Annotated in this window: 12 protein-coding genes; 6 read left to right on the top strand and 6 right to left on the bottom strand. The window is 47.4% G+C overall.

What is annotated here, in order from left to right; genetic code table 11:
- Positions 1 to 197: hypothetical protein (locus ACESNI_RS16645; RefSeq protein ID WP_373089053.1), on the top strand; the 197-nt coding region annotated here is incomplete at its 5' end.
- Between the two features lie 113 nt (positions 198 to 310).
- Here the strand turns inward: ACESNI_RS16645 and ACESNI_RS16640 are convergent.
- The 5 genes from ACESNI_RS16640 to ACESNI_RS16620 form a co-directional block, all read right to left on the bottom strand.
- A complete protein-coding gene (locus tag ACESNI_RS16640) occupies positions 311 to 2341 on the bottom strand; it encodes a pyruvate dehydrogenase complex E1 component subunit beta (protein WP_373089051.1) in 2031 nt (676 codons plus the stop codon).
- A gap of 4 nt (positions 2342 to 2345) precedes the next feature.
- Positions 2346 to 3662, bottom strand: a complete 1317-nt coding sequence (locus ACESNI_RS16635; RefSeq protein ID WP_373089049.1) for a TRAP transporter large permease subunit — start codon at positions 3660 to 3662, stop codon at positions 2346 to 2348.
- A gap of 5 nt (positions 3663 to 3667) precedes the next feature.
- Entirely contained in the window at positions 3668 to 4168 is a 501-nt protein-coding gene (locus tag ACESNI_RS16630; RefSeq protein ID WP_373089047.1) for a TRAP transporter small permease subunit, read from the bottom strand.
- Between the two features lie 64 nt (positions 4169 to 4232).
- On the bottom strand, positions 4233 to 5246 hold the full coding sequence (dctP, locus tag ACESNI_RS16625) for a TRAP transporter substrate-binding protein DctP (RefSeq protein ID WP_373089045.1): 1014 nt from the start codon (positions 5244 to 5246) through the stop codon (positions 4233 to 4235).
- A 43-nt stretch (positions 5247 to 5289) separates the two neighbouring features.
- Positions 5290 to 6189, bottom strand: a complete 900-nt coding sequence (locus tag ACESNI_RS16620; RefSeq protein ID WP_373089043.1) for a 3-keto-5-aminohexanoate cleavage protein — start codon at positions 6187 to 6189, stop codon at positions 5290 to 5292.
- A 174-nt stretch (positions 6190 to 6363) separates the two neighbouring features.
- Here ACESNI_RS16620 and ACESNI_RS16615 point away from each other — a divergent pair, with 174 nt between their 5' ends.
- A complete protein-coding gene (locus tag ACESNI_RS16615; protein WP_373089041.1) occupies positions 6364 to 7266 on the top strand; it encodes a LuxR C-terminal-related transcriptional regulator in 903 nt (300 codons plus the stop codon).
- 41 nt (positions 7267 to 7307) lie between these two features.
- Here ACESNI_RS16615 and ACESNI_RS16610 read toward each other — a convergent pair whose 3' ends face one another.
- Positions 7308 to 7772, bottom strand: a complete 465-nt coding sequence (locus ACESNI_RS16610; protein WP_373089039.1) for an Lrp/AsnC family transcriptional regulator — start codon at positions 7770 to 7772, stop codon at positions 7308 to 7310.
- A 161-nt stretch (positions 7773 to 7933) separates the two neighbouring features.
- Here ACESNI_RS16610 and ACESNI_RS16605 point away from each other — a divergent pair, with 161 nt between their 5' ends.
- The 4 genes from ACESNI_RS16605 to ACESNI_RS16590 form a co-directional block, all read left to right on the top strand.
- Positions 7934 to 9166 carry a thiamine pyrophosphate-dependent enzyme gene (locus ACESNI_RS16605; RefSeq protein WP_373089037.1) on the top strand — a complete coding sequence of 411 codons (1233 nt, stop codon included), beginning with the start codon at positions 7934 to 7936 and terminating at the stop codon, positions 9164 to 9166.
- Between the two features lies 1 nt (position 9167).
- Positions 9168 to 10181, top strand: a complete 1014-nt coding sequence (locus ACESNI_RS16600; protein WP_373089035.1) for an alpha-ketoacid dehydrogenase subunit beta — start codon at positions 9168 to 9170, stop codon at positions 10179 to 10181.
- A gap of 4 nt (positions 10182 to 10185) precedes the next feature.
- Positions 10186 to 11439 (top strand): dihydrolipoamide acetyltransferase family protein, encoded by a 1254-nt coding sequence (locus ACESNI_RS16595; protein ID WP_373089033.1) that lies wholly within the window; start codon positions 10186 to 10188, stop codon positions 11437 to 11439.
- Between the two features lie 3 nt (positions 11440 to 11442).
- Positions 11443 to 11961, top strand: a 519-nt coding sequence (locus ACESNI_RS16590; protein ID WP_373089031.1) for an FAD-dependent oxidoreductase, incomplete at its 3' end; no start/stop codon positions are given.

The following is an 11961-nucleotide window of genomic DNA, read 5'->3' as shown; positions in this document are numbered from 1 at the left end:
GACCATACAATTCCACTTGCTTCATCCCCGCCCTCTGCAAAAAGCAGAAAGCTTACCACTGGCGGATTTTTACTCCGGCCAACAACCAGGAAATCTGGCCGCTTCAGTGGTGGATAATTGCTCCGGCGTTCTCATGCGCTGAAACCTTTAGTAAAATGGGCAAGCGCAAGTACAACGGCCTGAATGAAAGTAGCTAGGAAATTCGGCAATTATGGGAGTTAATTTGACAATGCCGTTTACTAAATTACCGGTCGAGGAGTTAAATTTCTCGCAGGCTTGTTCCATGCCGGGAGAAATGATAATTTTACGTTTACTTGACATAACAAACCTTTTTTATGGCTTCAGCGATGTTCTTAGCATCTGGCAAATAGTCACGTTCCAACCGGTCATTGTAAGGCACAGGCATATCAATGGCGCCTATCCGCCCAACGGGGGCATCAAGCCAGTCGAATGCCTCTTCACTTATCGTGGCGGCAATCTCGGCTCCGATACCGCCAAAGCGAACGGCTTCATGAACAACAACGGCACGATTAGTCTTCTTCACGCTGTTGATAATTGATTCCATGTCCAATGGTTTAATTGTTCGAGGGTCAATAATTTCAACGGAAATCCCCTGCTTTTCCAGACGGTTCGCCGCCTGCTCTGCGCGCTCTACCATTGCCATCAGGGCGATTACTGTACAATCGGTTCCTTCCCTGACAATGCGCGCTTTTCCGGGTTTAATTACGTAAGGCTCCTGTGGAACTGGTGTTTCACCGCCCTGATAAAGCAGTTTATGTTCAAGGAATACTACGGGATTGTCTGAACGGATTGCGGCAGCCATCAGGCCCTTTGCGTCATAGGCATTAGAAGGCATATAGACTTCCAATCCGGGCACATGCGCAAACCACGCCTCAAGCGATTGACCATGCTGAGCGGCAAGTCGAATGCCAGCGCCCTGCGGCCCCCGAAAGACTACCGGTACCTTCGGTTTGCCCCCCATCATAAAGCGGGCTTTTGCCGCCTGATTAACAATTGCATCCATCATTAATGCAACAAAATCAAAGATCTGTATTTCAACAATGGGGCGTAAACCCATCATAGCTGCACCAACGCCGCAACTGGAAATGGCCCCTTCTGCTATCGGTGTATCGCGAACCCTTTCGCCGCCAAAAATCTGTTGTAGATCGCGTGTGAGACCAAAGATACCGCCTGTCTTGCCAACATCTTCACCAATAAGGATCACATTCTCGTCGCGCTCCATTTCCTGCTTCATTGCCTCGTTAATGGCCTGGCTATAGGTCAAGTTTCGATTGCCAGCAGGAGGTTCTGCCAATTGTAGCTCCGTGCTTTTCACCGTCACTAGTGATTTGGCAGCATCCAGAGTTGGCTCGTCACATTCCGCTGCCCATTTTATGGCGTCCTCAAGTTCGATTGCAGCAGAATCGATAAGTTCTTTATACTTAAGGTCGTCGATTGCGTGTCGTTCTTTAAGCTTGTCGCGCAAACGGTCAATAGGATCTCCAAGCCGCCATTCCAATTCTTCTTCTTCAGCCCGGTAAGAGGGTAGATTAGCTCGCATTGAATGATCTCCCCAACGATATGTCATTGCTTCGATCAAGGTAGGTCCTTCCCCAGATCGGGCACGCATAGCAGCTCGCAAGACAGTGTCGTGAACGGCAGCAACATCATTGCCGTCAATCAAATGCCCGGGTATGTCATAAGCAACAGCCCTTCGCGCAATACCTCCTCCGGAAATGACATCTTTCGTTGCTGTCGTAAGACCGTAATGATTGTTCTCACAGAAGAATATCAAGGGTAGCTTCCATATTGCCGCCAAGTTCAAGGCTTCATGAAAAATACCTTCGCTGGCAGCGCCATCGCCAAAAAAAGCGATTCCGACGGCATTCGTATTCTTTATTTGTTCTGCCAGTGCCGCGCCCGTACCAAGCCCCATTCCAGCGCCAACAATACCGTTGGCGCCTAAAATATTACGTTCAAAATCAGCGATATGCATCGAACCGCCCAAACCAAAGCAATAACCATTAGCTTTGCCTAGAAGTTCTGCCATCATGCGATTGATATCGGCACCCTTGGCGATAGTATGGCCATGCCCCCGATGGTGGGTAAGAATAAAATCGTTATCTTCCAATGCATGGCAGGCACCAGCAGCAATTGCTTCCTGGCCAATGGAAGAGTGAGCGGTCCCCTTAATCTTACCTTGATCGAATAAATCGATTGTGCTCGTTTCAAATTGCCGGATACGCAACATCATCGTCAGCATATCCAACAAATCTGTATCTGCCAGCTGATTGGAAGGAGGGACGGTTTCCGCAAAATTCAAAATGTCGATGGATTGCATCTGCTCACCCGTAAACCAAGTTGGGAAGCCACAGCGACAGGCCCGGGAACAGGACAATAATCAGTAATCCGATTAATTGCAGTCCAATAAAGGGCCACTGAGCCGAAAAGATATCCTGTAGACTGACCTCTGGCGGTGCCGCCCCTTTCAGATAAAAGCAGGCGGGTCCAAAGGGAGGAGACAAATAAGCAATCTGCATCGAAAGGTTGAACACGATTCCGAACCAGATTGGATCATACCCTAAAGTCAAAAGTGTCGGCAGAAAAATTGGCATAGTAAGAAACAAAATGCCGATCCAGTCAATGAACAGTCCGAGCAAGATAAACACACCAATCATAACGGCAAGAATAACAACTGGTTCGGAAGAAATGCCACCCAGCAATCCCTTGGCAAAAGCAAGGCCACCGAGCAAATTATACACACCAATCAGTGCATTGGTGCCGAAAACGAGCCAAAAGACCATGCCGCATGTTTTCATCGCCTGAACAAGAGCACCGTTGATCATTTCCAGGGTCAGAGATCCTCTGGCCCAGGCGGCGATAATGGTCCCTGCGACACCCAGTGCTGCAGATTCAGTTATGGAAGCAAATCCAGCATATATAGAAATCAGGACAGACAAAGCGATCATTATCGGGAGAATAACTCCGCGCAACAACGCAAGCTTTTCGATAAACGGCATCTCGCGTTCTTCTGGTCCAAGCGTAGGGCCCAGCGCAGGATTTACAGAGCATCGAATTACAATATATCCGATATAAAGGCTGGCTAGAAGCAATCCTGGAACGATCGTTGCCAGAAAAAGATGCGATATGGAAACTTCCGCTGTGATTCCATAAAATATGAGAATGATACTGGGGGGTATCATTGTTCCTAATGAGCCACCTGCCGTAATAGTTCCGATTGCGAGCTTCTTGTCATAACCAAGTTTCAACATCTGCGGCAGGGCTACAAGGCCTAGCAGAACGATTTCTCCTCCGATGATACCCGTCGTAGCGCCAAGAATTACAGCGACGAATGTGGTTATAACTGCGACGCCACCTCGCATGCCACCGGCCCAGATATGAAAGGCTCGATAGAGATCGCGGGCAATACCCGATCGTTCCATGATTGATGCCATGAGAATAAACATGGGGACAGCAACTAACGAAAACGAATTGAGGAATTCAGCCGTTCGACTGCCAATTATGAATAATCCACCGGTGCCATAATAGGTGACCGCTAAAACTACGGCAATCGAGCCTGACACAAATGCCAACGGCACACCGACTGCTAACATGCCTATCATCACAACGATAAGCACTAAGGATAAGGTTGCTATTTCCATTCTGTTTAATCTGTCTGAATTTGGCGTTGAAATAGCTTTTGTATAAGCACTATAAGGAACAGAGTAGTCCCGACAAACAGAGCAAATTTTATAAAAGATGGCGATGGCGTATTCCAAGTACTGCCTGATCGTTCAGGATCCCAAGTACCGTCGGCTGTGAACTTGAACAACGAATTGTTCGTCATCTGCCAAGCAGAAAATGCCAACCCCGTCAGATAAATTATCCCTGCGGAAGCACTAACTAAATTCACTAATATTGTCATTTTTGGTCCCAGATGATCGGCTATGGCCGTGACCCGCATATGTGAATCATCCGCCATACAATAGGCGCCGCCGAAGACAAAGGCAGTTGCTGCTATAATACCGGCTATTTCATGTGCCCAGATTGTAGGGGCATTAAAACCGTAACGTGCGACAACCTCATAAGTCATCATCACAACAATAATAATAAAGCCCCACGCCAGTATGCGACCAAGCTTAAGTGTATATTTGTCTACGAAATTCATTGATGGGTGCCCGAGATAAGAGAGGACATGACAATTTTTATCACGTCCTCTCTGAGTTGGCTGTCTAGTTCAATTTAAGCTTGGCCATAAACGCCTGATGGCTTTTCACAATAGCATCGGCTTCTGCGCTTCTTGACCCCCAGTCAGCCCAAACGTCTTTCAGCATAGCGCGGAAAGCGCTGGCATCCTTTTCCCCAAATACGATGAATGTGACGCCAAGTTCATCTTTGGCCTTTTTTGTGGCGGCAGCATCTTCTGCAGTCAAAGAAGTCTGTAATTGTTTAGACATCGCCTTACAGGCGTCCGTAAATTTCGCCTGATTATCAGGCGATAAAGCATCCCACTTTGCTTTTGACAACGACATCTCGGTTGTCGCCATCGAGTGACGTGCAAGGATGGAATACTTCGCTTTGTTATGCATGCCAAGGGCAACATTTAAACTTACATTTGCAAGATCTGTTGCATCGAGAACCCCGGTTTCCATTGCCGTTACAGATTCTCCAACTCCCATTTTTACAAGAGACGCACCCGCGCGACTAAGCAGATCAGACGCAAGCCCTCCCGGAGCGCGCATTTTCAGCCCCTTAAAATCACTAATCGTGTAGATAGGTACGGTTGACGGAATTTGTTCTGAAGGCCAGTAAACGGGGCAAATAAAATGTAACCCATATTTTTCATACAGGGTTTGCGCAAGTGCCAGGCCACCACCTTCTGTAAACCAACGATCACGGGTTGCCGGATCAGGATATGCGGAAAGCGTGTCACCAAGCACACCCATAGCCGGATCTTTACCGGCAAAATAAGTGGGCGCGGTATATTGGCCGTCAAGCAAGCCATTCTGGACGGCTTCCAGAGTTTCCGTGGCACCGACAACGGATTTTCCAGGCAGAACAGTAATATCAATTCCGCCGTTCGTATCTTCCTTTAATTTGGCTGCCATTGCTTCGAATGCCTTGGTCGTTGTCGCATTTGCACCAAGAAAAGTCTGCATTTTGAATTGTTCAGCCTGAGCCGTCGCTGTAAAGCAAATTGCGAGTGTACTTGCTATTACAAGCTTCTTTATGGTTTTTATCGACATGTTTTTCCCCTCTGATAATGACAATTTTCTTTATTGATCGAAATTATGCCGCGATATTAACTTTCCCCATTTTGAGAATTTCGCGTGTTTCTTCTACTGTAGCCGGTTCACGACCCAGCGCTCGGGCTTGTTCCACGACTTTTGCTATAATTTCCGCATTCGTTGGTGCGCCGTATTCGGCGTAAGGATAATCGCCCAGCCCGATCGAAATATGTCCACCAGCTTTGACAATCTTCTCGGTGAGTAGCAATAAGTTGCCTTTGTAATTGGAAACCGTCCAAACGATTTCCCGGTCTTTTGGCAAAAAGGTCGTATGCGCATCCAGCCCTTCGGGGGTTCCCGGGTGGCCAGCCAACATAATCCCGTCAGTGAGACAAAAAAGGACATAGGCGGGTTCCGGTATGACACCCATTTTCATGAACGCTTCTATTTGCCGGGTGAAACTGACATTCCAGGAAACTAGATATTGCTTTAGCCCAAAATGTTTAATTCGATCCGCAAAATACATAAGAGTGGCAGTTGAATTTTTGTAAATAAGATCGGTTGTGTCAAATTTTCCCTCTTCTGGATTCCACCAATCCACATTAACGCTTCCCACATCCATAGGGGCAAAATCAGGAGCCGTACTGGCTTCTTTCATCATCTCTTCTACAGCTGAAAACCGTTCTCGAGCGTCTGCATCATTCGCGACATAACCAAGTGTTGGATGAAGTAGAATGGGACACTCGGCACGGATCCCCGCATTTGTTTCAAGATAGAATTCTGCATCATGCTCCGGCGCGCCGTCGGCTTTACGTCCGTGATAATGAGCAATAGAAGCACCTTCGTCATAACAGGCTTTAGCGTCACGGATAATCTCCGCTGGCAGGAAAGGAACATTTGGATTTTCGTCCCGTAGCGCAAGTTCGTTTACGCGTGCTTCAATGATGATTTTATCCGACACCGTTCATTCTCCCAGACGTTTAACTTCGTTTTCTGTTTATTTATCGTTCGATAAAATCAGACTTTAGGTATAGTGTCTAGTCAAAATATGAAAATAATGTTGCGTATTTCTGAATTTACTATTACTAAAGTTATATTTATAAAGAAATGAATCAACAAAAGAGAAATAATTAAATTGAAAAAAAATTTGCCCACTATCTCCGAAATACAAAGTTTCCCCGATCTTTTTAGTAGTCATTTTCCGGGTCACACAATGCAACGGGTTCGTACGGTAGACGGTAAATATCGCTATAACTATGTAAGCCCAGGCATACGCGAACTTGGTCTTGATCCGGATGATTTGATTCAGCGAGAACCTGTCGATCATGAATGGGTTCATTCAGACGATCTTGAAAATTTTATCGCCGCATTAGAAAAATCTGCTCGCGAACTTTCGGTGCTCGATGAAGAAACACGGGTTGAATTTGCAAGCGGTCAGTATAAGTGGGTTCGTTCAATTGGTCATCCAAGACGCTTGCCCGATGGGTCGGTAATTTGGGATGGCGTCGCGCTGGATATAACAGATCGCCGGGAAGCGCTTGAAGCTTTAGAACGTGCTTTGTCTCAAACCCGCCTGGAAGAAATTTCTGATGGACGCTTCTCAGCAATTGCCGCGCGAGATGCGATCTCACCTTTTCAAGCGTTAGATCATGCAATGCAACGTTTAAAAGGAACGCAGTTTTCGGATCGGAGCAAAGCCCAAAGAGAAAATGCTGTGTATTCTGTAGTTACCGCTTTCGACCAATTCGCAAAGAGTTTTGATGCCGCTTTGGGCTTGATAAATGCGAGGCAAGATGAAACAGAGACAAATAATACACTAGACGCAGACGCAGATGCAGATGTCACAGCGAAGGTTGAAATGCTGACAAAACGTCAAAGAGAAGTACTGGATCATTTAAAAAATGGCGCGACCAACCTGGATATTGCCTTGGCGCTTAACATCACTGAAGGCACTGTGAAACAACATGTATCCTCAATTCTCAAGACACTTGGCGTGAAAAACAGAACGAAAGCAGTATCGCATTTTTCTCTTGTTTAAGCGGATATTACGTTGTCACGCTTTAAGGTGACAATTCTTATCTATCTTTGCGAAACATGCTGAGTGTTTTTGAAACACCGTAATGTAAAAACTGATCGTGAATGCCTGATCCCTGCAACGGCGTAGAGTTTCTTTTTTAAAAATTCTTCATAACCACTCGTCCCATTGCAGGCAACTTTTAAAAAACAATCGAATTCGCCTGAAGTGAGATGAACTTCCAGAACTTCTGGAAAGGTTGCCAGTTCTTTGCACACGTCTTCCAGCTGATATCCCTGATGACGTTCCAAGGTGATCTCAACCAGAACAGTTTCAGAATATCCCATCTTCTTTTGATCAACGAGTGCACTATACCCCATGATTAAGCCTTCGCGTTCCAATCTACGAACCCGTTGCCAACAGGGGCTAGGTGACAGCCCAACCTTTTCAGCAAGCTGTATGTTAGAAAGCCGTCCGTCCGCGCAAAGCTCATCCAGGATTTTGATATCTAACGAATCTAGTTCTCGCATGCTCACCACATAGAATTATATTTTTTAATCTATAATTTTTAAAGAATTATATTCTTTAAAGTCAAGAATATTCAATCAAATTTGAAAACAAAAACGGTTGCATGTTTGATAGAATCTTTTTAGACAACTCACCGTAACATCACCAAAAGGATGTTGGCAAAATGAGCACGAAACTACAATTCCGTTCTCCATCCGCGCGCCCTGGCGATGTACCAGACTTTTCTCAGTTTCACGTTTCCGCGCCCGGTGAACTACCTGTGCCTGACTTAAGGTTCGATGCGGTTAATCCTTGGAAATATGCAACCGGATTAATTCGAGTTCTGGATAGTGAGGGCAACGCGACCGGTCCGTGGGCTGACTATCTAGGCGATGACGGCGATGATAATGCAATTCTACTAGGTCTAAAAGACATAATGAAAATGCGGGCCATCGATGCGCGCATGCAAAACGCGCAGCGCCAAGGGAAAATAACATTTTATCTGCAATGCACGGGTGAAGAGGCAATTGGCAGCGGATTTCAGCGAATGTTGTCATCCGGCGACATGAATTTTCCGACCTATCGACAGCCGATCCTATTGATAGCGGCCGATTATCCATTGCAGTCTCTTCTTGGGCAGCTCTATTCCAATCAACTTGATCCACTGCAGGGTCGCCAGTTACCAACTATGCATTCTGCCCGCGATTACGGGTTCTTTACGATCTCGGGCAATCTTGGCACACAATATGTACAATCGGTTGGCTGGGCTATGGCGAATGCTTTAACGAACAATAGCAAGATAGCCGCCGGATGGATTGGTGACGGCGCGACAGCTTCCAACGACTTCCACAGTGCATTGTTAAGCGCCTCGGTCTACAAGCCGCCTGTCGTCTTGAATATTGTGAATAATCAATGGGCCATCTCGACCTATTCGGGCATAGCGAGCGGCAACGGAGTAACGTTTGCTGCACGTGGCATTGGATACGGCCTACCCGCAATTCGCGTTGATGGGAATGATTATTTGGCTGTTCTTGCCGCCTCCAAGTGGGCAATTGCGCGTGCGCGCAAAGGGTACGGACCGACGATAATAGAGTGGCTAACTTATCGCGCAGCAGCTCATTCGACATCCGATGACCCCTCTGCGTACCGCCCTAAAAACGAGGCTGACGCATGGCCGCTTGGAGACCCACTGGATCGTCTTAAGACCCACGCCATAAAACAAGGAATTTGGTCAAAAGAACGCCATACACAGGCAGAAGCTGAATTCATAGCCGAGGTAAAGGAAGTCCAAAAAGAAGTCGAAGCCCATGGCACTTTGATTGATCCTGCCTCGATGTCGCCGGCTGGAATATTCCGCGGTGTCTATGAAAAAATACCGCCGCACCTGAACCGTCAGCGACAGGAAATGGGGTATTAACATGACGAATATGACGATGATCGAAGCAATCCGATCTGCCATGGATGTCATGCTGGACAGCGATCCGGGTGTAGTAGTAATGGGACAAGATGTAGGCTACTTTGGGGGTGTTTTTCGCTGTACTTCAGGTTTGCAGGAAAAATACGGTACGCCGCGCGTCTTTGATACACCAATCAACGAAAGCGCGATCGTCGGCATGGCCATTGGCATGGCAGCTCAAGGGATGAAACCCTGTGTCGAGATGCAGTTCGCCGACTACGTCTTTCCAGCGTTTGATCAGATCACACAAGAAGCCGCCCGAATTCGGCATCGTTCAAATGGTCAGTTCAGCTGTCCGATGGTTATCAGAATGCCAACAGGTGGGGGCATTTATGGAGGCCAAACCCATAGTCAATCTCCAGAAGCACTTTTTACACATGTGGCCGGATTAAAAGTTGTACAGCCCTCAACCCCGCGTGATGCGAAGGGGCTGTTGATTGCGGCAATGAATGATCCAGATCCTGTTATATTTCTAGAACCCAAGCGCATCTATAACGGTCCTTTTTACGGAGATCATTCAGCTGAATCAATTGGTTGGGGAAGCCATCCCGGCGGTGATGTCGAGGATGATCTTTTCACCATCCCGCTTGGAAAGGCAGATATTCGTCGTGCCGGCAATGAGGTGACGATTCTGTGCTACGGCACAATGGTCTATGTTGCAGAAAGGGCTACCGAAAAAACGGGAATAGACGCTGAAATCATTGACCTCCGCAGCCTGCTACCGCTCGATCTTGATACGATTACAGCATCGATTAAAAAAACTGGACGCTGCGTTGTTGTTCACGAAGCAACCCGCACGTCGGGCTTTGGCGCAGAACTAATCGCAGAGATACAGGAGGCATGCTTCTATCATCTGGAAGCCCCTGTTCAGCGCGTCACTGGTTGGGATGTCCCTTACCCACATGCACAGGAATGGGATTATTTTCCCGGCCCCGATCGGGTTAGCCGTGCGATGCGTCGCGCTTTGGAGGCGTAAGAAAATGAATATGATAATAGTTCATTTGCCGGATGTAGGTGAAGGTGTAACAAACGCAGAAATTGTGGAGTGGTTTGTCTCTGTTGGCGACTTTGTACAAGAGGATGATCCAATCGCGGCGGTTATGACCGACAAGGCCACCGTTGAGATACCATCAATCAGCACGGGCAGGATCACTTGGATAGGCGCCGAAATTGGGGATGCCGTTGCCGTCGGCGCGGAACTAGTTCACATTGAAACCAAAGATGCAGTCAAAAAGGGGAACAACTCATCGTTCTCCAAGCCTGCTGTTGCGGTACAGCAAATAATTGAGGTTCCGTCAAAAGAACCTTTAGAATCTACGAAAATGGAGCCACATACGCAGCCGAAGCATATTCTTCGACACGGAGATAAACCGCTCGCAGCCCCTGCTGTTCGTAAACGTGCACAGGACGCATGTATTGATTTACAGCAGGTAACGGGCACAGGCCCCGCGGGTCGGATCACACATGAAGATCTGGATAGCTTTATCGCTCAGAGCAAAGCATTTGAGCCAAAAATCGGCAAAGTGCCGGCAAGTGGCGGCTCGGATATCAAAGTTGTCGGCATGCGGCGCAAGATCGCCGAAAAAATGGCGCTTTCGAAAACTCGTATCCCGCATATCACCCTGATTGAGGAAATTGACGTTACAAGCCTTGAAACTCTTCGCGGCGATTTGAACTTAAGCTACAATCAAGATCGCTGTAAGCTTACGATCTTGCCATTTATGATACGTGCTGTTGTCATAGCTATCGCCGAACAGCCCCAGATGAATGCCCGCTACGACGACGATACGAATACTATTCATCAAATTAACGCTGTTCATGTTGGTATCGCAGTACAAATGCCGGCAGGTCTCACCGTCCCTGTTATCAATCATGCCGAAGCCAACAGTCTTTGGGACAATGCTAACGAGATTAGTCGTCTATCCCAGGCGGCCCGCGATGGCAAATCTAGTCGTGAGGAGCTGACTGGCTCCACGATTACCATTACGTCACTTGGTCCATTGGGCGGATTTGCCACAACCCCAATCATCAACTACCCAGAGGTTGCAATAATAGGTGTGAACAAGATTGCAATTCGACCCATGTGGGATGGACAAGCTTTTCAACCCCGTAAAATTATGAACATTTCCTGCGCTTTCGATCATCGGGTTATCGATGGCTGGGATGCGGCGGTATTCGTGCAAAAACTGAAAACACTGCTGGAAACTCCTGCTTTGATGTTTATTGAGGACTAGGACATGACCGAAATCTATTGCCAGCTCCTTATCATCGGCGGCGGCCCCGGCGGTTATGTCTGCGGCATCCGTGCCGGTCAGCTTGGAATCGACGCCATTGTAGTCGAAGAATCTCACCCCGGCGGAACATGCCTCAACGTTGGTTGTATCCCGTCAAAGGCATTAATCCATGCAGCAGATGAATATCATAAAATAACGAGTATCTCAAAGGGACCGCTCGGGATTACAACCAGATATTCAAAAATTGATCTAGCAAAAACAATTAAGTGGAAAAACGGCATTGTCTCACGGCTTAATCAAGGCGTCTCCGGCTTGCTTAAAAAGGCGGGCACGCAGCTTATTATTGGCTCTGCTAGCTTCCTGGATGGTAAAACCGTTCAAGTTAATACGTTGGAAGGGACTAAAACCATTCGTGCTGAGAACGTTGTTATTGCCACAGGATCCACTCCCATAGAACTGCCCATTCTTCCCTTTGGCGGCAAGGTTATCAGCTCCACTGAGGCTTTGGCGCAGAACAAGGTG

Source organism: Sneathiella sp. (assembly GCF_041689005.1).
In the GTDB taxonomy this organism is placed as follows: domain Bacteria; phylum Pseudomonadota; class Alphaproteobacteria; order Sneathiellales; family Sneathiellaceae; genus Sneathiella.
The sequence above is the reverse complement of the archived record's forward strand: the minus strand, read 5'-3'. Positions and strand labels throughout refer to the sequence as shown.